Annotated in this window: 25 protein-coding genes and 1 tRNA gene; 6 read left to right on the top strand and 20 right to left on the bottom strand. The window is 63.9% G+C overall.

Annotated features, from left to right (window positions below; genetic code table 11):
• Positions 1–887: 887 nt before the first annotated feature.
• Positions 888–1,991, bottom strand: a complete 1,104-nt coding sequence (locus ACVJ19_RS34545) for an IS4 family transposase (protein ID WP_453947895.1) — start codon at positions 1,989–1,991, stop codon at positions 888–890.
• Positions 1,992–2,154: 163 nt separating this feature from the next.
• Entirely contained in the window at positions 2,155–2,940 is a 786-nt protein-coding gene (locus tag ACVJ19_RS34540; protein WP_453953517.1) for an SDR family NAD(P)-dependent oxidoreductase, read from the bottom strand.
• 134 nt (positions 2,941–3,074) lie between these two features.
• Between ACVJ19_RS34540 and ACVJ19_RS34535 the strand changes: the two genes are divergently transcribed.
• Positions 3,075–3,773, top strand: a complete 699-nt coding sequence (locus ACVJ19_RS34535; protein ID WP_453953516.1) for a histidine phosphatase family protein — start codon at positions 3,075–3,077, stop codon at positions 3,771–3,773.
• 122 nt (positions 3,774–3,895) lie between these two features.
• Positions 3,896–4,663, top strand: a complete 768-nt coding sequence (locus tag ACVJ19_RS34530) for an SDR family NAD(P)-dependent oxidoreductase (RefSeq protein ID WP_130369636.1) — start codon at positions 3,896–3,898, stop codon at positions 4,661–4,663.
• A 199-nt stretch (positions 4,664–4,862) separates the two neighbouring features.
• On the opposite strand, the gene ACVJ19_RS34525 is transcribed toward ACVJ19_RS34530, so the two are convergent.
• On the bottom strand, positions 4,863–6,089 hold the full coding sequence (locus ACVJ19_RS34525; protein WP_453953515.1) for a serine hydrolase domain-containing protein: 1,227 nt from the start codon (positions 6,087–6,089) through the stop codon (positions 4,863–4,865).
• A gap of 148 nt (positions 6,090–6,237) precedes the next feature.
• On the opposite strand from ACVJ19_RS34525, the gene ACVJ19_RS34520 reads away from it, so the two are divergent.
• A tRNA-Trp gene (locus ACVJ19_RS34520) sits at positions 6,238–6,313 on the top strand.
• A 93-nt stretch (positions 6,314–6,406) separates the two neighbouring features.
• Here ACVJ19_RS34520 and ACVJ19_RS34515 read toward each other — a convergent pair.
• Positions 6,407–7,129 (bottom strand): glycosyltransferase family 2 protein, encoded by a 723-nt coding sequence (locus ACVJ19_RS34515; RefSeq protein WP_453955266.1) that lies wholly within the window; start codon positions 7,127–7,129, stop codon positions 6,407–6,409.
• A gap of 102 nt (positions 7,130–7,231) precedes the next feature.
• Between ACVJ19_RS34515 and ACVJ19_RS34510 the strand changes: the two genes are divergently transcribed.
• A complete protein-coding gene (locus ACVJ19_RS34510; protein ID WP_453953514.1) occupies positions 7,232–7,972 on the top strand; it encodes a hypothetical protein in 741 nt (246 codons plus the stop codon).
• Here the strand turns inward: ACVJ19_RS34510 and ACVJ19_RS34505 are convergent.
• The 16 genes from ACVJ19_RS34505 to ACVJ19_RS34430 form a co-directional block, all read right to left on the bottom strand.
• Positions 7,962–8,996 carry a Gfo/Idh/MocA family protein gene (locus ACVJ19_RS34505; RefSeq protein ID WP_453953513.1) on the bottom strand — a complete coding sequence of 345 codons (1,035 nt, stop codon included), beginning with the start codon at positions 8,994–8,996 and terminating at the stop codon, positions 7,962–7,964. The two genes, ACVJ19_RS34510 and ACVJ19_RS34505, sit on opposite strands and share 11 nt — an antisense overlap.
• A gap of 3 nt (positions 8,997–8,999) precedes the next feature.
• The gene (locus ACVJ19_RS34500; protein WP_453953511.1) at positions 9,000–10,205 is read right to left on the bottom strand and encodes a class I SAM-dependent methyltransferase; all 1,206 of its coding nucleotides are present in this window, start codon (positions 10,203–10,205) and stop codon (positions 9,000–9,002) included.
• Positions 10,198–11,415, bottom strand: a complete 1,218-nt coding sequence (locus ACVJ19_RS34495; protein WP_453953510.1) for a class I SAM-dependent methyltransferase — start codon at positions 11,413–11,415, stop codon at positions 10,198–10,200. The genes ACVJ19_RS34500 and ACVJ19_RS34495 overlap by 8 nt, the downstream gene beginning before the upstream one ends.
• Before the next feature lie 264 nt (positions 11,416–11,679).
• The gene (locus ACVJ19_RS34490; protein ID WP_453953509.1) at positions 11,680–12,258 is read right to left on the bottom strand and encodes a WbuC family cupin fold metalloprotein; all 579 of its coding nucleotides are present in this window, start codon (positions 12,256–12,258) and stop codon (positions 11,680–11,682) included.
• Positions 12,236–12,901, bottom strand: coding sequence for a class I SAM-dependent methyltransferase (locus tag ACVJ19_RS34485; RefSeq protein ID WP_453953508.1), 666 nt, complete (start codon positions 12,899–12,901; stop codon positions 12,236–12,238). The genes ACVJ19_RS34490 and ACVJ19_RS34485 overlap by 23 nt, the downstream gene beginning before the upstream one ends.
• A gap of 25 nt (positions 12,902–12,926) precedes the next feature.
• Positions 12,927–13,319 (bottom strand): LIC12192 family sporadic carbohydrate cluster protein, encoded by a 393-nt coding sequence (locus ACVJ19_RS34480; RefSeq protein WP_453953507.1) that lies wholly within the window; start codon positions 13,317–13,319, stop codon positions 12,927–12,929.
• Complete coding sequence (locus ACVJ19_RS34475) at positions 13,312–14,118, bottom strand: sporadic carbohydrate cluster 2OG-Fe(II) oxygenase (RefSeq protein WP_453953506.1); 807 nt, start codon at positions 14,116–14,118, stop codon at positions 13,312–13,314. Before ACVJ19_RS34475 ends, ACVJ19_RS34480 begins: the two co-directional genes overlap by 8 nt.
• The gene (locus ACVJ19_RS34470) at positions 14,115–15,233 is read right to left on the bottom strand and encodes a DegT/DnrJ/EryC1/StrS family aminotransferase (RefSeq protein ID WP_453953505.1); all 1,119 of its coding nucleotides are present in this window, start codon (positions 15,231–15,233) and stop codon (positions 14,115–14,117) included. Before ACVJ19_RS34470 ends, ACVJ19_RS34475 begins: the two co-directional genes overlap by 4 nt.
• Positions 15,223–16,329 carry a DegT/DnrJ/EryC1/StrS family aminotransferase gene (locus ACVJ19_RS34465; RefSeq protein WP_453953504.1) on the bottom strand — a complete coding sequence of 369 codons (1,107 nt, stop codon included), beginning with the start codon at positions 16,327–16,329 and terminating at the stop codon, positions 15,223–15,225. The genes ACVJ19_RS34470 and ACVJ19_RS34465 overlap by 11 nt, the downstream gene beginning before the upstream one ends.
• 8 nt (positions 16,330–16,337) lie before the next feature.
• Positions 16,338–17,297, bottom strand: coding sequence for a transketolase family protein (locus tag ACVJ19_RS34460; protein ID WP_453953503.1), 960 nt, complete (start codon positions 17,295–17,297; stop codon positions 16,338–16,340).
• A gap of 10 nt (positions 17,298–17,307) precedes the next feature.
• Positions 17,308–18,156 (bottom strand): transketolase, encoded by an 849-nt coding sequence (locus tag ACVJ19_RS34455; RefSeq protein ID WP_453953502.1) that lies wholly within the window; start codon positions 18,154–18,156, stop codon positions 17,308–17,310.
• Entirely contained in the window at positions 18,131–19,168 is a 1,038-nt protein-coding gene (locus ACVJ19_RS34450) for an aminoglycoside phosphotransferase family protein (protein WP_453953501.1), read from the bottom strand. Before ACVJ19_RS34450 ends, ACVJ19_RS34455 begins: the two co-directional genes overlap by 26 nt.
• A complete protein-coding gene (locus tag ACVJ19_RS34445) occupies positions 19,165–19,776 on the bottom strand; it encodes a hypothetical protein (protein WP_453953500.1) in 612 nt (203 codons plus the stop codon). Before ACVJ19_RS34445 ends, ACVJ19_RS34450 begins: the two co-directional genes overlap by 4 nt.
• A 5-nt stretch (positions 19,777–19,781) precedes the next feature.
• Positions 19,782–20,783, bottom strand: a complete 1,002-nt coding sequence (locus tag ACVJ19_RS34440) for an NAD-dependent epimerase/dehydratase family protein (RefSeq protein ID WP_453953499.1) — start codon at positions 20,781–20,783, stop codon at positions 19,782–19,784.
• A gap of 27 nt (positions 20,784–20,810) precedes the next feature.
• Positions 20,811–22,376: a PfkB family carbohydrate kinase gene (locus tag ACVJ19_RS34435; RefSeq protein ID WP_453953498.1), complete on the bottom strand. Its 1,566-nt coding sequence runs from the start codon at positions 22,374–22,376 to the stop codon at positions 20,811–20,813.
• An 83-nt stretch (positions 22,377–22,459) separates the two neighbouring features.
• The gene (locus ACVJ19_RS34430; RefSeq protein WP_453953497.1) at positions 22,460–23,488 is read right to left on the bottom strand and encodes an SDR family oxidoreductase; all 1,029 of its coding nucleotides are present in this window, start codon (positions 23,486–23,488) and stop codon (positions 22,460–22,462) included.
• 162 nt (positions 23,489–23,650) lie between these two features.
• Here ACVJ19_RS34430 and ACVJ19_RS34425 point away from each other — a divergent pair, with 162 nt between their 5' ends.
• Positions 23,651–24,238 carry an SIS domain-containing protein gene (locus tag ACVJ19_RS34425; RefSeq protein ID WP_453953496.1) on the top strand — a complete coding sequence of 196 codons (588 nt, stop codon included), beginning with the start codon at positions 23,651–23,653 and terminating at the stop codon, positions 24,236–24,238.
• A gap of 134 nt (positions 24,239–24,372) precedes the next feature.
• On the top strand, positions 24,373–25,665 hold the full coding sequence (locus ACVJ19_RS34420; protein ID WP_453953495.1) for a methyltransferase domain-containing protein: 1,293 nt from the start codon (positions 24,373–24,375) through the stop codon (positions 25,663–25,665).
• The last annotated feature ends 67 nt before the right edge of the window (positions 25,666–25,732 follow it).

The raw sequence follows: 25,732 nt of genomic DNA, 5'->3' as shown, positions 1-25,732 counted from the left end.
ACGGCGTATGTGTCGCCGCAACCCGGCCCAAGGAAGAGGGGCGTATCGCGATCGTCACGAACGCGGGCCGGGCGGCGGTGGACGTGGGCCCCATCGGCGCGAAAAGCTTCGCAGGGCAGGCGACTGTGAGCGAAGACCTCGCGCCAACGACGGGTGCGGCTCGCGTACGGCAAAATCGTGTGGTCCTGACGCCCGGGGTCTGTGCGTCAAGTCTTGCGGTGATGTGGCGGCCCGACCGGGTCCGCACGTCAGCCATCTGCAAGGCGACGGGGGCAATAGTGCATCGCTCCCCGGGGAGATCACGACATAAGCCGTAAACCACTGCGCAGGGAGGGCCGGGATGTCTCCGGTTGCCCTGTTACCCGCTGTGCATCGTAGCGCAATCTGCTCGTGGCATGGCGGTCAATGGGAGCCAACCGGCTCCCGGTCTTCCCTGCGCCCTCTTTCACGGGGGGTGAGGAGATGCAGCAAAGCTCGGGCGGAAGATGCCGCGAGGATGCGAAGGCGTGTCTGCAAGGAAGATGCAAGCCGTTGAAGCGGGCGCCGTCGCCTCTTGCTCCGTTATTGCGACAGGTCAGCAAGATATCTCCCCAGCGTCGTCCTGGCGAAAGCCAGGACCCATTACCCCGGTCAGCGTTTGTCTTGGCGCGATGTGGCCACCAGCGATCCCAACAACACAATTCGGTGGCTATGGGTCCTGGCTTTCGCCCATGGGCGCTAAAATAGTTGCATTGCTTGATAGCGACGTTTTCGTCTTGGTGGTTCGTGTAGATGCCGTCCGAGCGTGGAGCGAAGTCTGCGCAGGCAAGCAATCGCGGGTTGGGGCATGATTGCTTGTCGGAGCGAGGCGACGAGTTGGCGGAGCAGACGCCAGGTCCCTGGACGGGTCAGGCGGCCTCGGCCAAGCGGGGAGAGTCCTCGAGTTCGTCGACGAGTGGCTCGAGCAGGAGAATGATCAGCAGATGAGCGAGGATGTGGGGCCTGGCGGACCGCTCGTCAGTTCCGGGAGGGCCCTTCAGGCCAATCAAACTCTTGAGCCGCTTGAAGCCGAGTTCAATGCGCCATCGCAGCCGATAGAGGGCAAGGACATCGCTCGTTGAGAAGTCCTCCGGTGCGAGCGAGGTCACCAGGATCACCCAATCTGCAGCGTCAAGTGTTTGCCTGGAGAGCTGGTGGCCTCCCTTTTGGGCCGTTCGGCGCGCCTTGCGTCGTGCGACCGCGGCCGCTTGCGCCGGCTTCTTGACGGCAACCAGACGCAGAGCGAGCAGCGGTGCGCCAGACTTGCGTTTTATCCAGATCGGTCGATCGATCAGGCCACATGCCGAAGCCTTGCGCAGTTCGGCCGTCAGATCGACCAGACCACCTTTGGCATCAACCCAACGCGCGCTCTTCCAGCCGGACCGGATCACGAAGTCCGCGCCGGCATCGACGAGACGTGCCATGCGCTCCGGTTGCAGATAAGCGCGGTCGCCAAGACGGATTTCGCCGGCAATCACCGGTATCCGGTCCAGCGTCTCGCCCGCTCGCTGATCGGTCAGCTCGAAGTGACCAAAGCGCTCCTGCGGAAGATCGAACGCGCTGTGTATGCGCCACACCGCGTTCTTGTTCCTGCCGCTCGTCCCAGCCTTCGGGACCGTCGTGGCGTCAACAATGCGGATCAGGCGGCCGTGGCTCGCCTTCGGCGCACCGCTCGCCAGTGCTTGGCCTATCAACTTCGCCAGCCAATCTCCGCACTGACGCAACCGATACAACAGAGCCACGTTGGAGATATCGACAAGGCCCACCGACGTGGCCCATGCCGCCGTCAACCGCAGACCTCGCTCGCCAAGGCAATACGCCAGGATCAAGCGCAGCAAATCCACCGCATTGCTGATTTCCCGCGGGCGGACAAACGCCTTCGTCTCGCGCGCGCTAACGTTGAGCGCTTCGGCGCCGCCAAGCCGGGCGACAACACGCGCCCAGTCCTCGTTCACAAGCGATTCGTGTGCCATCCCAATTTGGAATCACAAGCCAATCCAATGCGCAAATCCTATTTTAGCGCCCATGGGCTTTCGCCAGGACGACAGCGAGGGTGTTGCCGCGGCCTCGCGCAAAACGCCGGCTCGAAAACGGCCGGGACAAGCCCGGCCATTATCAATGGCGAGAACCGACGTGTTAAACCGGTTTCCCCGTATACGGCATCGATGCCGTCAAACCGCCGTCCACCGGGAACGCTTGCCCGTTGACATACGACGCCTCGTCGCTTGCCAAAAAGAGTCCCATCGCCGCGAGCTCGTGCGGCTGGCCGGGGCGCTTGAGTGGATTGAGCTGGCCGATCTTGTCGTGGGTGCCGCGCTCCTTGGCGCGGTCGAAGATCGGCTTGGTCATTCCCGTTTCGATCAGGCCCGGGCACACCGCGTTGATGCGCACGCCGGTGCCGGTGAGCGAATAGGCGGTGGTCTGCACCAGGGAGATCACGCCGGCCTTGCTCGCGGCATAGGGATGCCCGCTCGCGCCGGCCTTGAGGCCCGCGACAGAGGCGGTCAGCACGATCGCGCCCGACTGCTGCTTCACCATGTGCGGCATCGCATACTTCACCGCGAGGAACGGCCCGATCAGATTGACGCGCAAGATCTCCTGCCAGTGCTCGACTGTCTGCTCGGCCAGCGGAACGAGTCCGCCGGAGACGCCGGCATTGGCCCAGATCACGTCGAGCCGGCCATGCGTCTTCACCGCCTTGTCGATGACGGCGATCACGTCCTTCTCCGAGCCGGCATCCGCCACCATCGCTTCGGCGACACCGCCGGCCTTGTTGATCTCCGCGACGGTCTCGTTCACCGCCTCGGTGCGATCGACCGCGATCAGTTTTGCGCCTTCTTTGGTGAACAGCAGCGCGGCCGCACGGCCGATGCCGCTGCCGGCGCCGGTGATGATGACGGATTTGCCTTGCAGACGGCCCATGCGTTTCTCCCTCTGGTGCCTCGCGCGACGCTTGCCGCGCGACGGAATTTCAAACAAGATTTCAAACGGTAAAGTGTCTTGAGACACGTTCACACCTGACGTACAGCGACATCAGACGGGATGGAAGGGTTTCGATGGCAGCCGAAGACAAACCCAATGTAGTCACGACACGCTGGTGGTGGGTCCGCCACGCGCCGGTTCGTAATGATGGTGGCAACATCTACGGGCAGAGCGATATCGCCTGCGACACCAGCGATACCTACGTGTTCAATGCTGTTGCCAAGGTGCTGCCACGCAAGGCGGTCTGGTATTCGAGCAATCTGCAGCGCACGCATCAGACCGCCGAAGCGATCTGGGCGGCCGGCTTTCCGCGGCCCGCCGCGATGAAATGGGAAGCGGACCTCGCCGAGCAAAATCTCGGCCGCTGGCAGGGCATGAACCGCGCCCAGTTCGTCGCCAGCCGCCCCGTCGGCACGAGCTGGTTTGCCGATGTCAACGAGCCCGCGCCCGGCGGCGAGAGTTTCATGGATCTTTACAACCGCACGCGCCGCACCATCGAGCGCATCAACGTGGAGGCGGCCGGGCAGGACATCATCGCGGTCGCACATGGCGGCACCATCAAGGCCGCGATCGGCCTCGCACTCGACGGCCAGGTGGAGCGAGCACTGTCCTTCGACATCGACAATGTCTCGATCACGCGGCTCGACTATTTCGCAAGCCCGGAGCGCACCGTCTGGCGGCTGCCGATGGTCAATCAGCAGCCGTGGATCGCGGACGACGCGCACGCGGCGATGCATCAGCCGGCAGGACCGGAAGTCAAGAAGCTCGCGTGATTTAAGTTGTCATTCCGGGGCGATGCAAAGCATCGAACCCGGAATCTCGAGATTCCGGGTCCGGTCCTACGGACCGTCCCGGAATGACATCGCCTACGAAAATCAAAATCTGGGAGAGAAACATGACCTTGTTCGACATGAAGGGGAAAGTCGCCGTCATCACGGGATCGACGCGCGGCATCGGGCTTGCGATCGCCGAGCGCATGGCCGAGCACGGCGCCAAGGTGGTGATCTCCTCGCGCAAGGCCGATGTGTGCGAGCAGGTCGCGAAGGGCATCAACGACAAGTTCGGCAAGGGGACTGCCGTCGCGGTTGCCGCGAACATCTCCTCGAAGGAGAATCTGCAAAACCTCGTCGACGAGAGCAACCGCGCCTTCGGCAAGATCGACGTGCTGGTCTGTAATGCGGCGTCCAACCCGTATTACGGTCCGCTCGCGGGCATCTCCGACGATCAGTTCAGGAAGATTCTCGACAACAACATCGTCGCCAACAACTGGCTGATCTCGATGGTGGTGCCGCAGATGATCGAACGCAAGGACGGCTCGGTCATCATCGTCTCCTCGATCGGCGGCCTCAAGGGCTCGACCATCCTCGGCGCCTACGCGATCTCGAAAGCCGCCGACATGCAGCTCGCGCGCAACCTCGCTTGTGAATACGGCAAGCACAACATCCGCGTGAACTGCATCGCGCCCGGCCTGATCAAGACCGACTTTGCGAAAGCGCTGTGGGACAATCCGGAGAACCTGAAAGCCTCGACCTCGCGCTCGCCGCTGCTGCGCATCGGCATTCCCGACGAGATCGCCGGCGCGGCGGTGTTCCTGGGTTCGAAGGCCGGCGACTTCATGACCGGCCAGACCATGGTGATCGACGGCGGCGCGACGATCAGCTGAGAAAGTGCAGGCCGAGGTGTGGCCGTAACGGACAGTGCGCTCCCTCTCCCGCTTGCGGGAGAGGGCTGGGGCGAGGGTGCCTCCGCAGAGAGGCTCCCAACGAGGAGAAAGCCCTCACCCGGCGCTACGCGCCGACCTCTCCCGCAAGCGGGAGAGGTTGCACCGAACTCGCCGCCCGATCATTCGATTCTACCAGCGTTCACTCCACCGCCGCGTAAACCAGATCCCGCACCAAGGTCCGCGTGTAATCGCGCTGGCCCGGGCCCTGGCTCATGAACACCGCGAACAGGTCTTCCTTCGGGTCGATCCAGAAGAACGTGCCCGCAATGCCGCTCCAGAAATACTGGCCGACGCTGCCGGGGAAGGGCGCGATGCCGGCCTCGCGACGGACGGCGAAGCCCAGGCCGAAACCGTGTCCGGGCGACAGCAGCGTGCCGTTGGTCTTCACCTCAGGCCCGAGGTGATCGGACGCCATCAGCTCCAGCGTCTTGCGGCCGATGATCCTGTTGCCGTCGAGCGTGCCGCCGTTGCGCAGCATCAGCGCGAAGCGGGCGTAGTCCATCGTGGTCGAAACGAGGCCGCCACCGCCGGACTCCATCACGGGCTGCTCGAGCATGTTGAAGAGAGCGACCTTGTCGCCGGTCCAGGGATCGGCCGCGAACGGCTCGGCGAGCCGGTTGGCATTGGCCTCGGCGGTCGCAAAGCCGGTCTCGGCCATCTGCAGCGGCGCAAGCACGCGCTCGGAGAGGAATGTGCCGAGCGACTTGCCGCTGACGACCTCGATGATGCGGCCGAGGATGTCGGTGGAGCGGCTGTAGTTGAACTCGTCGCCGGGATGGCAGACCAGCGGGAAGCTCGCCACCAGGGCCGCGTGCTCGGCATTGGTGATCTTGCGGCTGCGGACGCGGGACTCCTGGTAGAGCTTGTGCACCGGACCGTCGCCCTGGTGCTCGTAGGTGAGGCCGGAGGTGTGGCGGAGCAGGTCCTGCACCGTCATCACCCGCCTGGGCGGAACCAGCTCCAGCCGGCCGCCGCTGACCACGCCGACCTTCTGGTCGGCGAACTCCGGAATGAACTTGGCCACGGGATCGCCCAGCAGGAGGTGGCCGTCCTCGACCAGTGCCATGACCGCAACCGAGACGATCGGCTTGGTCATCGAGAAGATCCGGAAGATCGAATCGCGCGCCATCGGTGTCGCGCCCGCCGGGCTCTGCCTGCCGAGCGCCTCGAACCAGCCGACCTGGCCGCGCCGAGCCACCAGCACGGTGACGCCGGGGACGGTCCCCTTGTCGATCTCGCGCTTGAAGGCGTCCGACATGGCCTGGAGGCGGGGGCGGGACAGCCCCAGCGCCTCGGGCCTGGCTTCCGGCAAAGGCGGCGTCTGGGCTGCGGCGGCGGGATTAAGGGCGGCTTGGGCGGCGTTCATGAGGGCTCCCGGGTTGTTCTTGTCGTTCGGGGCGAACTGTCGCCCAGAAGTCGCGGTGTGAACAAGCGGCCCTTGTGCGCTTCTCCCTTGCAATCCGGTCGCCCCCTGTGCTTGAAAGCGGCCCTGAGCCGCGGCGACGCAGGTTCGTAGGAGTGTAGCTCAATTGGTAGAGCACCGGTCTCCAAAACCGGGGGTCGCAGGTTCGAGCCCTGCCACTCCTGCCAGCAAAATCAATCACTTAAATCGGATTTCGGCGGGGCAGGGATAAGGCTGCCCGGCGGCCGCTGTTGGCCGCCACGATCGGCTGTGCCCATGGATCAGCGTGCGGAGGTCCGGCCGGCTTCGACGGGAATCTGGCTGAGATCGACGTGGCGGATGGGAACGCGACGGAGCAGCGAGAAGATCGTCCCGCCGAGCTCGAAACAGGTGCGCAGCCGCAGCGCACGGGAAGAGCCTTTCAGTTCCGCGTTCAGGCTGACCGGCACCTGCACGTAGGTGAGGCCGAGCTGGAGCAGTGAGATCAACCCACAGATCTGATAGCCGTAGCCGTCGGCCTTCACCGCGATCTGGCGCAGCCATTTCACGGGGTAGACGATCATGCTGTGGTAGTCGGACAGCCAGAAGCCGAACATGCAGTTCAGGATGAAGCGCAGCGAATGCGATTGGATCGAGCGGTTGACGGAACGGTCCGATTGATTGTCGCGGTAGGTGATCACCATGTCGGCGGCGCCGACTGCCTTCAACATCCTGGCAATGCCTTCGTTCTGAAAGGCGTGATCGCCGGGGATCAGCGTAATGGAATCGAATTTCGCGCGCGCCAGGGCGTATTCGAAGCCGGCGCCGACGCCCCGCCGCTCGGCGTTGTGATGAACGGTGATCCGCCGGTCTCTGGCCGCGAATTCGTCCATGATCGCGCCGGTGGCGTCGGTGCTGCCGTCGTCGATCAGAAAGATCTCGAAATCGTCCAGCAGCTCACATGCGAGCGGCAGCACGCCGTCGATGGTGTCGGCGATCATGTCCTGCTCGTTCAGAGCAGGGATGACGATCCGGCGCCGCTCGTCGTGGCCGCGCTCCTAGTCGGCGCCGCCTTGTTGCTGTGGTGGTCCGAGGCGAGGCCGACCACCGCGAAATATGCGGTTGCCGTGCCGCTCTTGCTCGCCGTGGTGCTGTTTCTCGCCTTGTCGTTTCCCTATCTGGTCGCCGGCTTGCGGCCTTCCAGCTTGCACTTCTATGAGAGCCGTCATCTGCTGATGTTCGGCCTGCCATTGGCGTTGCTCCTTCTCGGTCTCAAGCGATGGGTCGAACACGCGATCGGTCCGAAGGCAGCGTTCGCGCTCGTGCTCGGAGTTGGATCGGTGCTGTCGATCGGCCTGCTATGGAACACATACATCTTCATGCAGGCGAGAACCCTTAAGCAGGAGGCTCTTGCGACCGATCTTGCGGACCGACCACAGCCGGCAGCAACGGTCTTTGCGCTCGACGACGGTTTTGTCGATTACCCGTCACGCCACGTCCCGTTCGGCTTCGCTGAAGTCAATGGCGTGCTTCGCCTTGCCTGGGGCAGCCAGCCCCTCGTCGGATTTGCCTTGCGCGCCGAGCGGCCGAGCGTGCTCCAGGACATCGAACTGGCCCGAACTGCGCCAAGCAGTGCGTTTGCTCGTTTTGATCCGTCGGGCCCGCAGGCGACGATTTCATTCCAGCCGGGGCCCGGCGCGGTGCCGAACCAGGCCCTGGTGCGCAAATACTACGCATGCCGTCTGCTGTCGCGCTGCGACGTATCACAGCTTCTGCGCGAACTTGCGGAGGTGACCATAAAGCCGGGTCCGATCGCCGGAATCGTGCCGCTCGATCGCCCGAAAGCGAATGCGATGCCTAGCCGCTGACCTGCCGCTTCCAGATCGCCTCTGCAAGCGCGATGTCGGTCACCGAATCTGCGCCGGACGCAAGCGGCGTCTTTCGTTCGACGATGTCGGCGACGAATGCACTGGCTTGACGCCGAAATGCCCAGCTGCCTTCGCCCGTCAGGCGCGTGCTTTGTCCGCCCTGGTCGATGATGACCTCCGCCTCCTGCTCCGCAAAAGGCGGGGGCAGTTCGATGGTCACCGCGCCCCGCTCGAAATCGATCGTTAGCCCCTCGCGCCACGCACCTTCGGACCCGTTCGCAAGCTGCAGCGCGCAGGGAGCGCCTCCGAAGTCGAGCGTCACCGTTGCAGTGCCAGAGATCTCGACCATGCTTTCGGTGACTGTCGGCGACGGTCCAAGCACGTAGCGCGCGAGGTTGATGATATGGCTGAACACGTTCAGATAGTTGTCGTAGCCGGGCCGTAACGTGCCCGGCATCCAGTCGGGACCATCCTGCCAGAGCTCGAGCCCGTCCGGCCGGGTTTCGCCGGTCATGACGAAGTTGTCGTGCGATCGGCCGGTGTCGCCGCCGAAGCACCAGCCTCTTGCTCCGATGATGTGTCCGAGCGAGCCGTCTGCGCGCAAGCGCGCCAGCTCGTCCAGCGCGCGCGCTACGCCGGCGTCATGACGCTTCATGTAGCCGATGCTGTAGACGAGGTGCCGGCGCCGCGCAGCTTCGACCAGCGATGCGGCCTGAACCGTCGTGTAGGCCATCGGCTTCTCCGACAGCACGTGCCGGCCACTGTTCAACGCGTCCAGCACGATCGGGCCGGTGGCGCGACGCTTCGTCACGACGACGACGGCGGACACCTCGCTATCCGCAAGCAGCTCCCGGTGCGTGCCGTAGACCCGCGAGATGCCGAATTTCTGTGCGGCGGCGGCCGCCAGATCGGGCCGGAGATCGGCGATCGCGACGACGCGGCAGGCGGGATTGGCCGCGAAATTGGCGAGGTGGCACATCTGGCCGACCATGCCTGTTCCGATGATGCCAATACCCGGCCTCACGGGCTACGATCCCTCGAGGCGCTTCCGGACGACGAGGAAATGCGCCGGCTGACCCCAGGTGTTGATGAACGCCGGGTCTGACTGGGTGAGGGCGGTGATCGCGGACGCATCGCGCCGCCCGATCGCGCCGAAGATGCGATGGAAACTGTCGAGCGTCGCGGTGATGGCTTCGATGTCGGAAGCATCGTCGGCGAGAATGTCCGTCGTCAGGATCGTCTCGCGTAACGAAGCGAGGCTCGCGATCACGCGGGGCAGGCTATCGCCGAAGGGCTCGTCGATCATTCTGTCGACATCGAGCACCAGCGCTTCGATCGAGGCCGAGATCGCGGTTGCCGCATCGGCTTGGCCGACCAGATAAAGCTTTCGTCCGCCGAGGAAGCTCAGGCGGCTGCGGTCGAGGTGGCGCGTCGCACGACGCAGCTTCTCGTCCGCCGACAGCACCTTCTTGTGCCAGTAGACGTCCAGGCTGTCACGATAGGCGGGCCATGCCGAATGGATGTCGAACCCCTGCTCATGCGCCGCCGTACAGAGGGCGCCCGAATCGAGGAAATACCGGTGTCGGACGAACGGATTTTCGAGCACGTCCATCAGCCAGGATTCGAAGCTGCGGGTGTGCGGAATGCTGTTCCATTTCGCCTCGAACAGCGACGTCGCCGTCTCCAGCGCCGGGCGGCCCGTCAGAGCCTTGCCGGCGGCATGGATCGCCTTGAGTGCGAGCTCGAAGAAGCCGCCATACCGTTCGTAATAGGAAACGACGGCATAACCGTCAGGATTGAGCAGCCGGTGAAAGATGCCGAGCCATTTTTCGCTCGGCTGCACCGTGTAGATGAACCCCTCGGCATCGATGATGTCGTAGCGGCGCTCGCTGCGAAACCCCTCGACATCGGCCAATGCGAGTTCGCGCAGGCGCTCGGTCAGGCCGAAATGCGCGAAATAGGCCTCAATTTTCGGATGCGCATGCCGGTTCGGTTCGGCGAGCGTCATGTTCGCGCCCCAGCCGGCAAACACGAGGGCGTTCTCCCCGGAATCAGGGCCGAATTCGAGCACCTCGGCGTCGCGGAACAGCCGCGGCGGCAGCACGAGCTTGTCCAGAAACAGCTCGCGCCGCTGGCTGGCATATGCGTCGAGTTCGGCGGCCGATTTGAAATTCCCGAACGTCGGCAGGACGTCCTGACGTTCGTAGTAGTTGAAGAGCTTGTCGTCAGCCATGCCGCGACCCTGCGGCCGCTTCGAGGCGATCGAGCTCGCTCCAGATGTCAGAGGGCGCGAAGATGGAGACGATGTGCAGCGGGCGCTTCACGTTCTCGCGCAGCCGGCTGCTCACCTTGGCCTCGTTCTCCTGGTTCACGGCAAGAAGACAGACGAGCGCGTTCGACTTGCCGGTCAGGTCCTCCGGCGAGCGGATCGGGATCCCGGTGCCCGGCAGGAACAGGCCCTGGCGTTCCTTCTGGTCGTCGACCGAGAGGTCGATGAGATCCGCCAGTTCGTGCGCATTGGTGAAGGTGCAGGCGCGGCAGCCAGCGCCGTAGATGGCAATCTCGGCGCCGCTGGCGCGGGCCTTGGCGAGGATCGGTCGCAGGCGCGCGCCATACTCCCTCGCGCGCTGACCGAATTTCTCGCCGACGCCGGCTGGAGCGGGCGGGGGTGTCACCTTGTGCGCGGCTCGGCGGGCCGCGATCGCGAGGCTGCCGCCACTAAAATTATACTTCTTGACGGACACCGCTTCGAAGCCGTGGCGCGCCAGCAGGGCGAGCAGGGTCGGCTCGGTGAAATAGCTGACGTGCTCCTCCCAGAGGACGGAGAGGTCACCCGCAGTTGAGCCAGGATCAAAGTCGGGCACGTCGATGAACAGCAGCCCGTCGTCCTTGAGCGCGATCTTCACGCAATCGAAAAAGTTCTCGAAATCGACGATGTGCTCCAGCACCTGGCGCGAGACGACGAGATCGAACTTGCCGGCCTGCGCCACGGCGTCGTGACACATCGCCGGGCTGATCATGTCGGCATAGACCTTGATGCCGCGCTCGCGGGCGATCTTGCCTGACACCGGGTTGGGCTCCACGCCGACCAGGACCTTCGCGCCGCGCTCGCGCAGCTTGTCCATGAACAGGCCGTCGTTGCAGCCGATCTCGAACACGGATTGATGCTTCGAGAATTTCGCGATGGTATCGAGCTCGTCGACCTGATGCGGTTCAGGCTTCCAGCTGCTGAAATTGTAGTTGAACTGCCGATACAGGATGTCGGGATCGATCGGCTTGACGATCTGGGGCAGACCGCACTCGCCGCAGGCGAGCACCTCGAACGGGTACCGTTCCTCCTGCTCGTTCCGGCTGTGTCGAAGCCGATGCGCAATCGGCATCAATCCAAGGTCGATGACCGGTCGCAGGTCGGTCGAATGGCAGAGGCGGCAATGGTCGGTCACGGGTTGGGCTCTTTGCAAGAGTAGTACGAAATCAGCACCTTTGAGTCGCACCCAGCTTAGCCGAAGCTAATATCGCGGCACAGGCCGTGCCACAATTCTTAAGTTGTTCGGCCTGATTCACAGGGCGATCGGCCACGATGCTGCCGATCGTCTGCGACCATTGCACGCCATGCTGCTGCAGGGCTTTCGTACCAGGTAGCTTCATCGGTTAGTTCGTCCTCGAACATTCGCGGCGTGATAATCGACCAGCAACAGCATTCGAGTCTAGGGTCCCGCCAGATGCTCAGCGGCGAGCGCACCAATCCTCGTCACATAGTCCTGCACCTCGGCAGCGTCGCTGCCGTCAGGCGCCCAATCGGGGAATGCCGTACGAGCCGGGTCGAACGGGCCGGCGGTGGTTTCGTGAAACACCAGCCATTCCGAGGTGATCAGGATCGAGTGGAAGACCTTTTCCGGCATGCGGTAATAGCAGCGCTTGCCCTGGCCGTAGGGCGCCATCTCGAGCACCTCGCGAATGCGGCCGTCATCCTCGAAGATCACGACCTGCGCGGTGCCCTCGATCACGTGAAACGATTCCGGTTTGCCAAGATGCTTGTGGGGCCGCACATAGGCCTCGCGGTGATGCACGATCAGCATCTCGTGCAGGCCGGAGGCGGGATCGGGATGCGTGCACAGCCGGCTGCGCAGGCGCGGGTTGCCGGCGGCAATGCGCTTCAGCTCCGCGATCGTGGCATCGTCCGCGGTGACGATGGCGTCGTCGGAATAGTAGACTTCCGGATTTTGCGCACGCAGCGAAGTCGGCGGGCGCGGACGCGCCGTCTCATTCGAAGAAGATGAACCCATGATCGCCCCGATAGCCGCATTTGTCATAGATCCAGGCCCATGTTTCCGGACCATGGAAGCTCAGGCAGGTGAGCTGCCAGTAGAGGAGGTTCGCCTTCTCGCGCTCGTTGCGGAACGATTCCACCATCAGATATTTCGAGGCGCCGCGTCCGACGCGCTCGATCTCAGGCACCGCGCGGAAGACGTCCTCGAGCGGAAGGTTGTGCAGCACGCCGAGCGACACCACGAGGTCGAAGCCGTGGTCGGGGTAGGGGAGCTCGACGGCGCTGCCGACCTTCAGGTGCGGCCGCACCTCCTCTTTGGCGTTGGCGACGCCGTAGTCGGAGATGTCGATGCCGGCGATCGTGAGGTCGGGGACGAGCTGGGTGAACTCGTAGAGCAGATAACCCTTGCCGCAGCCGACATCGAGCACGCTCATGCCGGGCTTGATGCCATAGCGGTCGATCAGGGTCTGGGCGAGCGGGCGCCACCTTCCGTCATAGCGATAACCGCCATAGCCATAGCGCCGGTCGCCGTCCCAGTAGTCCCGTCCCCATTGCCGGGCGACGGTCGCCGATTCCGCCTTGTCATGCTCGACCACGCGCTGAACGTAGTTCCGCTTGGTCGAGGCGTGCATCGGCTGGAGCAGGTTGACCTCGGCCATGGTCGTTAACCGGATCGCGGCATCGTCAGAGGATCGTCGCGAATTTGTTGACGAGCAGGATGTCCTCGACGGCCTGGATGTCCTTCTGCGACGAGAGCGTGATCTCCTCCACGGCCGCGTGGAGATCGCAGCCCTCGCGCAGCACGCGATTGTAGATCTCGCGCCGCCGTGCCTCGTCGGGCGGCAGCATGAAGATACTGTAGAGAATCAGGCCACGCAGCTGCGGCAGCTCGTCCAGGATGTCCTCGAGCACCATGTAGCTGCCGGGCATGGTGTGCTCGGCGGCGCTCAGCAGATAGTGCAGGTTCTTCCGCCGCGCATAGTCACGGATCACGATGTTCTGGACGTGCTGCGGGGTGCGGCTGCCGTTCAGTGGCCGGGCGCCGATATAGCCGCGATGACCGGCTCGCTCAGCCATGGAAGCCTCCCGGCAGCTTGTATTGCATACCCACCCGCGTCGCCGGACGCAGCAGGATCGGCTCGAAGAACTCGCCGAAGCGCTTGTCCGCGTAGGGCGACATGATGCTCTTGAAGCGGCAGTTCATGCTCCAGCGCGTGCCGGCTTCCTCGTTGACGCGATTGCCGTGCATCAGGGTCTGGTTGAACAGCATGACGTGACCGTAGGGGATCTCGATGAAGGTCGCGTGCGGCTTGATGGTCTTGTACAGCTCCTCGGCGCTGCGCAGGCTGGCCATCCGGTCCTGCATCTCGCCGTTCAGGGACGGCGGCAGCAGGTACATCGATTTGGTGCGGCGGACGTCGACCAGCGGCACCCACACCACGACCTCGAACGGCGAGTCGCCCGACCAGACGTCGGAATGGGTGGCGAGCAGCGACGAGCTGTCGCCGGGAAGCTGGATGCTGAGATTGACGCGGCGCTGCATGCAGAGCTCGTTGCCGACGATGGTCTCGATCGTCGAGCGCGCCAGACGGAAGTAGGTCGGCCGGAACCAGGGCTCGGCATTGAGGCCGTTGAAGACGTGCAGCCGCAATCCGTTGAGATCATCCACGCTCACGCGCGTGTGGATGGTGTCGAGCATCGCATAGGGATCGTTGCTGTGCGGCAGCTTGAGATAGTCCGCCGCGAGCTCGGCGGCGCGCCGCTGGATGCGGTCGAGCCCGGCGCGGTCGTCAGCCGGCGTGGTGACAAAGCCGTCATCGATGAAGCGCTGCGCCAGCGCCTGCTCATCGGCCTCGAGGAAGTCGGTATCCGTCATGCAAAGTACTCCCGGGCGGTCGCGCAGATATGGCTGATATCGGCGGCCGAGAGGAACTGGTTGATGGGAAGGGTGAGGATCTGGTCGGCCTGCCGCTCGGTCACGGGAAATGCGCCGCGACCATGACCCAGATGCGCTGCCGCCGGCTGCAGATGGATCGGGACCGGATAGTGGATCGCAGTCTCGATGCCCCTGTCGGCGAGATATTTCTGGAAATCGTTGCGACGGTCGGTCTGCACGACGAAGGTGTGGAAGGTGTTGAACTCGATGTTGCGGCAGGGCGGAATGAACAGGGGCACGCCCGCGAGCTCGGCGCGGTATTGCGCGGCGTTGCGCCGCCGGCGTTCGATCACCGAGGGCAGGTGGCGCAGGCGGATGCGAAGCACCTCGGCCTGCAGCGTGTCGAGCCGTGACACGAGGCCCCATTCCTGCACGTCGCTGCGGTTGATCAGGCCGTGATTGCGCAGCCGGCGGATTCTTGCGGCAAGCTCTGCATCGGCGGTGACGACGAAGCCGGCATCGCCCGCGGCATTGAGATTCTTCAGCGGATGCGCGGAGAAGCAGCCGAACGTTCCGATGGTGCCGCTCATGCGACCGTCATAGGTCGAGCCGACGGCCTGCGCGCTGTCCTCGATCACGGCGAGAGCGTACTTGCTCGCGATCGCCATCAGCGGGTTCATGTCGGCCATGCGCCCGGTCAGATGCACCGGCATGATTGCCTTGGTGCGCGGGGTGACGGCGGCCTCGACCGCGGCCGGATCGATGTTCTGGTCCGGCAGCACGTCCGCGAAGACCGGCGTGGCGCCGACCGCGATGATCGCGGCGGTCGAGGCCACGAACGAATTCGGCGGGGTGATGACCTCGTCGCCGGGACCGATGTTCAGCGCCCGCATGGCGAGGATCAGCGCATCGGTGCCGGAATTCAGCGTCACTACATGCGGCGAGCCGAGATAGGCCGACAATTCCTCCTCGAGCTTTGCGACCGCCGCCCCGCCGATGAAATCGCCGCGCTGGAATACGCCTTCCACCGCCTGCATGATCTCGCCGCGCTCTTCCTCGAACTGCGCGGGAAGATTGACGTAACCGATGCGCCGGCGGCCGGTGTCAGCGTCCATGGCAGAACTTCCTGACGGTCTCGATGACGCGGTCCTGCTGGGCGCGCGTCAGGTGCTGATCGACGGGGAAGCTGATGACTTCCTTGGCATGGCGGTCGGTGACCGGGAACGTGCCCGGCGCGTAACCCAGATGCTTGAGGCCCTCCTGCTGATACAGCGGGATCGGATAGTGGATCTTGGCCTCGATGCCGCTGTCCAGGCAGTACTTGTAGAGCTCGTCGCGGCGTTCGGCGAACACCATGTAGAGATGATAGACGTGCTTCACGTTGGGACGGCGCGGCGGAATGCGCAGGCCGGGCAGGCCGGCGAGACCCGCATCGTAATAGGCCGCATTCTCGATCCGGCGGCGCGTGATCTCGCTGGTCTGGCCGATCAGCCAGTTGCCGACCACGGCCTGCAAGGAATCGAGCCGCGAGTTGCAGCCGAGGATCGCGATCTCGTCGCGGTTCTTCATGCCGTGGTTGCGGATCAGGCGGAGCTTCTCGTTCATGCCGTCGTCATTGGTGACGACGACACCGGCATCGCCCCAGACATTGAGGTTCTTGAGCGGATGTAGCGAAAAGCCCGCCGCGATGCCGTGGGTGCCGGAGCGCTTTCCGGCGAACTCCGACAGGATGCCCTGGCAGGCATCCTCGACCACGGGGATGTTGTGGCGCTGGGCGATCGCCATCAGCTTGCCCATGTCGGTGACCTCGCCGGTCAACTGGACCGGCATGATCGCCTTGGTCTTCTCAGTGATCGCCGCCTCGACATAGTCGACATTCATGCAGAAGGAATCGTCGCAGTCGACCAGCACCGGCGTCGCGCCGGTCTCCGCGATGGCGCCGACCGTGGCGATGAAGGTGTTGGCGGCGGTGATGACCTCGTCGCCATGGCCGATGCCGAGCGCCTTGAGCGGCAGCTTGAGCGCATCGGTGCCTGATCCGACGCCGATGGCGTGACGCACGCCGATCAGCTCGGCAAAGCGCTTCTCGAATTCGGCGACCGGCTTGCCAAGGGTGAAGTCACCGGTCGCCACCAGGCGGCCGATCTCGGCGAGGATCGGTGCGGGATCGGCGAATTGCTCGAGCAGATAGGAATATCGAACGTCGTACATGTGGCCCGTCAGGTGGAATGAAGTTGGGGAGCGGAGGTGCGCGACGCCGCGAGCGCATGCTCGATCGAGGTCGCAATGGCGTTGGCGGAGAGCCCGTGCTTCTTCAGCAGCGAGTCCTGCGAACCGTAATTGTGCATGAAGCGGTCCGGCAGCGACAGCCGAAGCATCGCAGGCAGGCCTGAACCGAGCTTGTCGATCAGCGTCTCCGCGACCGCGCTGCCGAGGCCGCCGGAGGGGACATGCTCCTCGAGCGTCGCCACGAGCCTGGTGCCGCGGATGGCCTGCAGCAGCGCCTCGGTGTCGAGCGGCTTGACCGTGTGCATGTGCAGGATGCCGCAGCGAACGCCTTGCGCGGCCAGCAGGTCGGCCGCGGCGAGGGCGCGCTGGAGCATGATGCCGGTGGTCACCATGAGGACGTCGCCGGGTGGCCGCATCAGGATGGCCTTGCCGATCTCGAAGCCGTGCTCGGCCTTGGAGACGATGGCATCGCCGCCCTTTCCGAGCCGGATGTAGATCGGGCCCTTCCAGTCCAGCGTCTGCTCCATCATGCGCGCGGCCTCGTCGGCGTCACACGGGCAGATCACCGCCATGTTCGGCAGCGCCCGCATGATGGCGATGTCCTCGATCGCCTGGTGGGTGGGGCCGAGCGGCGCATAGACGAGGCCGCCGCCGTTGGCGATCAGGCGCACCGGCAGATTGTGCAGGCACAGATCGACCGCCACCTGCTCGTAGCAGCGCCGTGTCAGGAATGTCGCGATGGTGTTGACGTAGGGCACGAAGCCCTCCATCGCAAGGCCGGCCGACATGCCGATGATGTGGGCTTCCGAGATGCCCTCGATCAGGTGGCGCTTGGGAAACTCCTTGCTCATCGCGCGTAGCGTGCCGGCGCCGGGATCGGAGCCGATGTAAAGCACACGCTCGTCGCGCGCGGCGAGCTTGTGGACCATGTTCATCGCGGTGTTGCGCATGGGGAGCCGATCAAAAATCGCCGACAGCAACGCGAATGGCGTCGAGCTCGCTGTCGGTCAGCTTGTTCTTGTGATGCCAATCGGCGTTGGACTCCGCAGCCGGAAGACCCTTGCCCTTGACGGTATGGCAGATGATGGCGGTGGGTTTGCCCGCAACGGCCGGGACCTGCTTCAGGACGGTGCGCAGGGTGCCGACGTCGTGGCCGTTGACCTCCTGCACGGCGAAGCCGAAGCTGCGCCACTTGTCCGCAAGCGGCTCCAGCGGCAGCACGTAGTCGGTGGGCCCGTAGCTCTGGAGCTTGTTGTAGTCGATCAGCGCGACCAGGTTGTCGAGCCCATGCTTGGCCGCACCCATCGCAGCTTCCCACACCGATCCTTCATTGATCTCGCCGTCGCCGAGCAGGACGAAGGTCCGGTAGTTGCGCTCGCGCATGCGTGCGGCAAGCGCAAGGCCGACACCAATCGAGAGGCCGTGTCCGAGCGCGCCGGTCGACGCCTCGACCCCCGGCACCATGCCGTATTCGGGATGCCCGCCCAGGATGCTGTCGGGGCCGCAAAAGCCGTCCAATTCCGACAGCGGGAAGAAGCCGCGATCGGCCAGGAGCGCGTAGAGCGCGAGACAACCGTGTCCCTTGCTGAGAATGGCGCGGTCGCGATTGGGATCGCGCGGATTCTTCGGATCGATCCGCAGCACATCGTCGTAGAGCACGCGGACCATCTCGATCAGCGACAAGGCCGGACCGACATGTCCGCGTCCCGCGGAACGGACGGAACCGAGGACAAGGCGACGCAAATACAGGCTGCGCTCGTCCAGCGAGCAGGTGAGGGCGGCTTCAGCGTGGGGTGAGATCTGGATCACGTTGGCAAATCGCTTGATGGAGCCGGCGGGCTTTGTCTGACTGACCGGCTAGGCGCACCGTCAGGTCGCCACCTTGCGCAGCCAAGGCGCGCCGGGAGCGGCTTTCCGGCAAGTAGGCGTTCAGGACAATCAGGCACCAAATCGCTCCGAACACAGGATACAGTACGTCACGGCGGACCGCAAACGAGTCATCCCTAGCCGCGAAAGCTTGCGTGAGGCGTTCGGTCAACCGGTTTGCTTTGGCTTCGGGCAGATCGCTACCGGGATGAAGCGCGGTGTCGGACACGAGTTTGACCGGATCGTCCCAGCCGAAATATTCGAAGTCGATGAAGCGCAGCCGGCCGTCTTCGCTGCGCAGCGCATTGTGTAATCCGAAATCGGACGGGCTCAATGCGCGATGCGCGAGCGCAAGATCCGCTGCGGGATCCCGGCCGAATTCCGCATAGCGCAGGCGCAGCTTTCGAATCGCGAGGGACGTGCTGGGCACCAGGCTGCCGTCGATGAATGCGCGCAGGTCCGGATGATCGTCCGAGGCCCGCCTCAGTCCGTCCAGGCGCTGCTCGTACTGGGCGATGGCTTCCTCGGGCGAAAAGATGCTGGCTGACGCGTTCCGCAAAGTCTGCGCGCCGTCGGCGTCGCGCAGTTTCTGCAGCTCGATCAGGAAGTCGGCCAGCTGATCGGCATCGCCGTCCTGCGGACGCAGCACCGCCGCCTCGCCGTCGAACCATTGATACAGCGCGCAGAACGCATCAGAATCCTTCGCGATCGGGCGCGGTGTCGACATGATGCCGTGGCGCGACAGGAACGACAGCGCGTCATATTCCTGTCCCAGGCGGTCGCGCCCGTCGGAGGGATAATGCTTGAGGGCGAGGGCCGGTCCCTTTGCCATTTCAAGCCGAAACACCCTGTTGTTGCCGCCGGATCGCGCCGGCTGGGCGGCCGTGACCGGGGCGCCTGCCAGACGGCTGCCGATCGCCATTGCATCCGCTGCGCTGATGTCGGGCTCGCTCATGCCGCAAACACTTCGTTGCGGATGCCGGCCCATGTCGCGATCGGCCTGCAATGTTCGGGGTGCGGGGGCTGCGAACGCGTGAACAGGATCGAGCGCGTGCCCTTCGGGAAATGCGGTTGCTCGAAGACCTCGGCGAGATCGTCGATGAAGATGTCGAGCTCCAGGCTTACGAGTCGCTCGACCTTGGCGGACATCGTGTCCTCGAAATAAATGTCGCCGGCGGCCACCGCCGCATCCGCAGCGTCGATCAGGCCGGCACCACGCAGCCAGCCGCGTGCGGCTTCACGCAGGTCGGTGTGGTCGGGGTCCTGATGACCGAATCGGGTCTTGTGGCTGACGATGTAAACCTTCGCGCCGGCCTGTCTGCACGCCGCCAGGAATTCCCGCACCCCCGAATAGATTTCGGCGCCGCCAATGCCCTTGCCGTAGACGAAGCCCTGTAGGCCTTGCCAGGCGAGCTCGCCGCCAGTGCGGGATCGCAAGTAATCCCGCACATCGGTCTTCAGCCCCTCCCAGCCCTCCGGCACCAGCCCACGCTGACGTGCCGCGGCGGCAAAGACCTTGTCGTAGCAGATGATCGTGTTGTCGAAATCGATGCCGATCCGCACGCCGCTCACTTCAGGCTGATGTTCTGCATCATCTTGATGTTGAAGTACCTGGGGTCGTTGAGCGAGTTCGGCAGACGGCCGGTCTTGAAGGCGTCCACCAGACCCGACACGGCCTGCTCGATCGTATGTGTCGGCGCAAATCCGAGCTCGCGGCGGATCTTCTCCGAAGAGACGTGATACGAGCGCAGATCGTCGGTCGGCTCGACCGCGATGTCGACGTTATTGCCGACCACCGACTTGACGATGTCGGCGATCTTCATCAGCGAGTGGTTCTCGTAGCCGATGTTGTAGGTCTTGCCGTCGATCTTCGTGTCGTCCTGCTGGAGCAGGAACAGATAGGCTGCCGACATGTCCTGGATGTGCAGGTTAGGCCGGCGCTGCGTTCCGCCGAACACGCGGATGCGGCCGGTGTTGACCGCAAGGTTGGTCAGGATGTTGACGACGACGTCGAGCCGCTGCCGCGGTGCGTAGCCGCAGACGGTGGCGGGACGAACGGTGCAGGTCACGAACCCGGACGCAGCTTCGTCGGCAAGGTCGGTCTCGCACATCGCCTTGAACTTGGAATAGTCCGTGAGCGGTTCGCAGGACAGATCCTCGGTCACCTCGGCTTCGTCCTTGATGCCGTAGACGCTGGACGAGGACGCATAGATGAAACGCTTGATGCCGGCCTTCTTCGCCGCGCGCACCATCGGCCGGAAGCAGTCGTAGTTGATGGACTTGCCGAGCGTCGGGTCGAGCTCGAACGAGGGATCGTTGGAAATACAGGCGAGGTGGATCACCGCATTGTTGCCGCGCAGGGCCTCGTTGATCGCGGCCTCGTCGCGGATGTCGCCCTTGATCAGGCGCAGGTTGGGGTTGTCACGGACGGCGTCGAAGACGTCTTCACCGTACATGAACAGGTCGAGCACGGTGACCTTGTGGCCCGCCGCCAACAGCTGGGGCACCAGCACGCTGCCGACATAACCGGCGCCACCGGTGACCATCACGTTCCATTTTTGATCAATCACTGCCGTTCTCCAGATTCTTCGTTCGCGCTATTTCAACAACGCGGTCACGAACTTGACCAGCGGCGGCTTTTCGACCGAGCTGCGGTGGCCCACGATACCGACTTTGATCGCGCCGGCCGCGTTACCTATGAAGGCGACGTCCTCGATATTGCCGCCTGCGGCGACCAGCGGCGCCGTAATCGTCAGGAATGCATCGCCCGCGCCGACGGTGTCGACTACGGTCTTGGTGAAGGCGGGAACGCGCGCCACACCGGTCTTCGACGAGAAGGGGTAGCAGCCGAAGGAGCCGTGCGTGATGATCATGTTGTCGCAGGCGATCTTGCCGTGCAGGCCGTCTTCGATCACCGACGCAATGTCGCTGAACTTGTCGGTGGCGGCCAGGCGCGCTTCCGGTGCGTCGATGCAGATGTAGTCGGCGCGCGGATACTTCGTGATCAGATTGTAGCCGTGGTTGCCGCTGTTGCTCTGGGCATTGACCGCCAGGAACTTGGAGTTCGCGATCAAAGTGTCGATCGTGCTCGATGCGATCATGCCGTGACCGAAATCGGTGACGATGACCACGTCCGCGCCGCGCACGCGCTCCGCGGTGACCCTGTCGATCTCCTCCCGCTGCGCCGCGCTGACCGGCGTGTCGTTCATGGTGTAGACCTCGAACAACTTGTGCAGGTAGCCAAGCTCGACATAACGCAGCTTGCGGGTCGTCGGGCGGTTCTCGACGCGGATCGGCGTCAGCTTGACGTTCGGGCGGATATGCGCCCGGAGGAATGCTTCGGGGTAGTCCTCGCCGCCCAGCGTCGTGACGATCTCGACCGACTTGCAGAAGCTCGCGACATGGTTCGCCGCGGCGATCACGCCGCCTGCGAATTGCTCGCGGTTCTTGAACAGGGTCGCGACGATGTTCTCCTTCGAGGCCTTTCCGAGCGCCGTGACGTACTGGTACTCGTCGATGATCGTATCTCCGACCAGCACGACGTGCATGTCCTGGATCTTGTCGATCAGCTTCAGCAGGCGTTCGGCGCCGCCGCTTTCGCGCACCTTCCGGAGGTAGTCGCGCAGAGGGGGGTCGTAGATGTCGAAGTAGCGGTTCAGCAGCGACGACGAGCTGAAGGTCACGTCGCGCGTGAAGACGAGGCGCCCGCCGTGGCGCTCGACGGCCTCGCGCTCGGTGGCGATCTTGCCGGTGACGTCATCCTCGGGATTTTCGTAGTCCGAGCCCTTCACGTAGATGTCGGGGCGCACGGTATCGAGGACCGGCTCGGCGCTGGAGGTCCGGTTTATGCCGACCCAGTCGACCGTGCCGAGTGCGGCCAGCATCTCGGCGCGCATGCTCTCCGGAAAGATCGGCCGTCCCGGGCCCTTGTTGACGAAACAGTCGGCGGTGATGGTCACGATGACCACGTCGGCCTCGTTGCGCGCAGCCAGGATGTGCCGGACGTGGCCGAGATGCACGAGATCGAACACGCCGTGACAGAGCGCAACGGTGCGGCCCTCGGCCTGCGCGGCCCGCGCGATCTCGCCCAGTTGCTCGATCGTCTTGATCTTCTCGTGCGGTGCCGGATGGACCGCCGACTTGTCTGTCAGAATGTTACCCATGTGAGTTACCCAAAGCGCCGGCCGGCCTCAGCCGGCCGCTCCGAAATTAATCGACCCGGGGCAACAATATTCGGCGAAGCTGTTCAGTAGCTTGCCTTCTGCGACGGGCCTGACGCCGCATCGTTGTCGTCACCGAGATATTTGAACCAGTCCTTGGTGGCGTCGGCGATCTTGTCCACCGTCCACAGGGGGGCGTCCTTGTACTGGTCCATGGACTTCAGCATCGTCGCGACGCCGTCCTCGAATTTCACCTTCGGTGCCCAATTCAGGACCCGCTTGATCTTGGTGATGTCGGCGTAGGTGCAGTCGGGCTCGCCGGGACGCTTGGGAATGTGGACCTTGTCGCCGCCGAGCAGTTCGACCAGCCGGTTGACGCTGTAGGTGTTGTCCGAGCCGACGTTGAAAATCTCGTGCGAGACGTCGGAGCGTGCGGCCGTGACGAAGGCGTCGGCGACATCGCTGACGAAGGTGAAATCGCGGGTCTGCTCGCCGTCGCCGACCACAGTGAAGGGCTTGCCCGCAAGCTTCTGCGCCATGAACACGCCGAACACGGCGCCGTAGGTCCCCGTGGTGCGATGGCGTGGCCCGAACACGTTGAACAGGCGGAGCGCTACTGCCGGAAGCTTGTAGACCTGGCACCAGTGCATGACGCACTGCTCGCCGAGATTCTTGGTGAGAGCGTAGGGATACATCGGCCGGATCTCGGCGCTCTCCGGTGTCGGGTAGACATCGGGGAGGCCGTAGCAGGACGACGACGCCGCATACACGAAGCGGCTGACGCCCGCCTGGCGCGCGGCCTCGAGAACGTTGACCGTGCCGTCGACGTTGGCGCGGTGATACGGGATCGGCGATTCGATCGAGGGAACGATGTCGGCGAGTGCCGCGAGGTGGAACACCCAGTCGATACCGTTGAAATACGGGCTGATCGATTCGCGGTCAGTGACGTCGGCCCGGACGATCTTCAGCCGGCTCGAATCGGCGTGCGACGACAGATTTTCGGAACGCCCAATGACGAAATTGTCGAGCGCGATCACCTCATGGCCGTCATGGAGGAGGCGATCAACGAGGTGACTGCCGATGAAGCCGGCGCCGCCAGTGACGATGCATTTCATGAGGAACATCCGTAGCGCGAATGCCCTGCGGGCGTCGCCAATGTTGAGTGAAACCCCGAAGCCGACTAACAGTCGAATCGCACCTTCTGCAAGTAATATACCTTTGCAATCCCTAGTAATAGCCGGTATCAGGGCGTGATGTTGCAGTCGAGCCGTCACACCATGCCCGCTGAGTCTCTCGATCCCGATCACAAGGCTTTCCTCGACGACTACATGGGGCGCCTGCATCGCGCGACCGCGATTGACGATGGTATTTTTGCCAGCATCTCCGCCACCCGCACAGCCTGGTTGCGCACGCGCGAGCAGGGCGGTCGCGTCATCTTCATCGGTAATGGTGGTTCGGCCGGCATCGCCTCGCATCTGGCGATCGACCTCGCAAAGAACGCATCGGTGCCTGCGCTCTGCTTCAGCGATGCAAGCATGATGTCGTGCCTTGCCAACGACTACGGTTTCGAGGACTGGATCGCACACGCCGTGCGGCTGAGCGCCCGTGCCGGCGACTGCCTCGTCGCGATCAGTTCGTCGGGCCGCTCGAAGAACATCCTGAATGCGATTGCGCAGGCGCGCACGATGAAGCTCGGCGTGATCACGCTGTCGGGCATGAATGCGGACAATCCGCTGCGCAATCTCGGCGACGTCAATTTCTGGGTGGACAGCCGCAGCTACAACATTGTCGAGACCACGCACCAGTTCTGGATGATGGCCGCGATCGACCTCGTCATCGGTCGAGCGGAATACCCGGCATCCTGAGGCGGGCATCCGATGCAGGCGCGGTTCAAACAGGCGGCCCTGTTCTCGGTGAAGCTGCTGCTGTCCATCGCTGTGCTTATCTACCATTACCGTCGATCTGATCTTCACAGGGCGGGATTGTCCCGCTCGCTCGCATGTCTCCGTTTTCCGGTTCTATGATGCAAAACCTATTCTACGTCCGCCATACCTGCCGCCTCTGTCATTCGGACAAGCAAGAGCTGGTCGTTCCGATGGCCGGCATGCCGATTGGCACGCCGAACTTCCAGGTGCCGAACGCCAGCGTCGACGATCCCGTCTTCCGGGCCGCGGTGCCGATGGCGCTGCACCTGTGCAGGGATTGCGGCCATCTCCAGATCCTCCATGTCGGCAATCCGGAGGTGCAGTACCGCAACTACGTCTACACCACCTCGCTCTCGCTCGGCCTGCGGGAGCATTTCGCCGGTTATGCCAACGACGTCGTCAGCCGCTTCGGGATCGCGCCGGGCTCGCTGGTCGTCGAGCTCGGCAGCAATGACGGATCGCTGCTCGGCTTCTTCAAGGAGCGGGGCATGCGGGTGCTGGGCGTCGACCCCGCCGTCGACATTGCGCGGCGCGCAACGGAAGCTGGGATCGAGACCGTCGGTGATTTCTTCACCGACGTGATCGGTCGCCGCATCCTTCAGAGCCACGGTGCCGCCAGCGTCGTGATCGCCAACAACATGATCGCCAATGTCGACAATCTCGACCCGCTGGTGATCGGGGTTCGCGACGTGCTGGCGCCGGACGGATTGTTCGTGTTCGAAACGCAGTATGGCGTCGACGTCACCGAGAAGAACCTTCTCGACACCGTCTATCACGAGCATCTGTCGTATTTTAACATCAAGCCGCTGATCCGTTTCTTTGCCCGGCTCGGCATGGAGCTGATCGACGTTCAGCACATCTGGACCAAGGGCGGCTCGATTCGCGTGACCGTGCAGCGCGCCGGCGGCGCCAAGAAGCCGTCGGCGGAAGTCGCGCGGTTCGTTGCCGAAGAGGAGCGGCTCGGTGTCGATCAGCCGGCTTATTATGCGCCCTATGTGAAGAGGATCGCCGCGATCCGCGACGAGCTGGTCGCGATGGCCGATGCCGCCCATGCGCGCGGTCAGCTGGTTGCCGGCTATGGCGTCTCCGTGGGCACCACGACTCTGCTGCCGCAGTTCGGCCTGGAGAACAAGATCGACTTCCTGGTGGACGATGATCCCAAAAAGGCGAATGTGATGGCCGGCCCGGGTTACGACATCCCGATCCTGCCGCCCACGGCGCTGTACGAGCGCAAGCCGGCCTTCGTCGTCGTCTTCGCCTGGCGCTATATCGATCCGATCCGGGCCAAGCACGCCCGCTATTTCGCCGAGGGCGGAAAGTTCATGGTGCCGCTGCCGGGCATTTCCATGGTGGACCGGGCCGACTGACGCTGCCGGGCTGCGGAAGGCCGCCCCGGATGGCGCCTTGCGGGCAGTGGATAAGTCCTTGATCCAC

The organism is Bradyrhizobium sp. USDA 376 (assembly GCF_054063675.1).
The sequence above is the reverse complement of the archived record's forward strand: the minus strand, read 5'-3'. Positions and strand labels throughout refer to the sequence as shown.

What these genes read in the sequence shown, in the direction of transcription:
- ACVJ19_RS34430 (WP_453953497.1), bottom strand. Translation starts at nt 23,488, where the DNA reads ATGAAATGCATCGTCACTGGCGGCGCCGGCTTCATCGGCAGTCACCTC.
- ACVJ19_RS34535 (WP_453953516.1), top strand. Translation starts at nt 3,075, where the DNA reads ATGGCAGCCGAAGACAAACCCAATGTAGTCACGACACGCTGGTGGTGG.
- ACVJ19_RS34525 (WP_453953515.1), bottom strand. Translation starts at nt 6,089, where the DNA reads ATGAACGCCGCCCAAGCCGCCCTTAATCCCGCCGCCGCAGCCCAGACG.
- ACVJ19_RS34465 (WP_453953504.1), bottom strand. Translation starts at nt 16,329, where the DNA reads ATGTACGACGTTCGATATTCCTATCTGCTCGAGCAATTCGCCGATCCC.
- ACVJ19_RS34530 (WP_130369636.1), top strand. Translation starts at nt 3,896, where the DNA reads ATGACCTTGTTCGACATGAAGGGGAAAGTCGCCGTCATCACGGGATCG.
- ACVJ19_RS34450 (WP_453953501.1), bottom strand. Translation starts at nt 19,168, where the DNA reads ATGAGCGAGCCCGACATCAGCGCAGCGGATGCAATGGCGATCGGCAGC.
- ACVJ19_RS34420 (WP_453953495.1), top strand. Translation starts at nt 24,373, where the DNA reads ATGTCTCCGTTTTCCGGTTCTATGATGCAAAACCTATTCTACGTCCGC.
- ACVJ19_RS34490 (WP_453953509.1), bottom strand. Translation starts at nt 12,258, where the DNA reads ATGGGTTCATCTTCTTCGAATGAGACGGCGCGTCCGCGCCCGCCGACT.
- ACVJ19_RS34485 (WP_453953508.1), bottom strand. Translation starts at nt 12,901, where the DNA reads ATGGCCGAGGTCAACCTGCTCCAGCCGATGCACGCCTCGACCAAGCGG.
- ACVJ19_RS34540 (WP_453953517.1), bottom strand. Translation starts at nt 2,940, where the DNA reads ATGGGCCGTCTGCAAGGCAAATCCGTCATCATCACCGGCGCCGGCAGC.
- ACVJ19_RS34480 (WP_453953507.1), bottom strand. Translation starts at nt 13,319, where the DNA reads ATGGCTGAGCGAGCCGGTCATCGCGGCTATATCGGCGCCCGGCCACTG.
- ACVJ19_RS34500 (WP_453953511.1), bottom strand. Translation starts at nt 10,205, where the DNA reads ATGGCTGACGACAAGCTCTTCAACTACTACGAACGTCAGGACGTCCTG.
- ACVJ19_RS34475 (WP_453953506.1), bottom strand. Translation starts at nt 14,118, where the DNA reads ATGACGGATACCGACTTCCTCGAGGCCGATGAGCAGGCGCTGGCGCAG.
- ACVJ19_RS34470 (WP_453953505.1), bottom strand. Translation starts at nt 15,233, where the DNA reads ATGGACGCTGACACCGGCCGCCGGCGCATCGGTTACGTCAATCTTCCC.
- ACVJ19_RS34435 (WP_453953498.1), bottom strand. Translation starts at nt 22,376, where the DNA reads ATGGGTAACATTCTGACAGACAAGTCGGCGGTCCATCCGGCACCGCAC.
- ACVJ19_RS34545 (WP_453947895.1), bottom strand. Translation starts at nt 1,991, where the DNA reads ATGGCACACGAATCGCTTGTGAACGAGGACTGGGCGCGTGTTGTCGCC.
- ACVJ19_RS34425 (WP_453953496.1), top strand. Translation starts at nt 23,651, where the DNA reads ATGCCCGCTGAGTCTCTCGATCCCGATCACAAGGCTTTCCTCGACGAC.
- ACVJ19_RS34460 (WP_453953503.1), bottom strand. Translation starts at nt 17,297, where the DNA reads ATGCGCAACACCGCGATGAACATGGTCCACAAGCTCGCCGCGCGCGAC.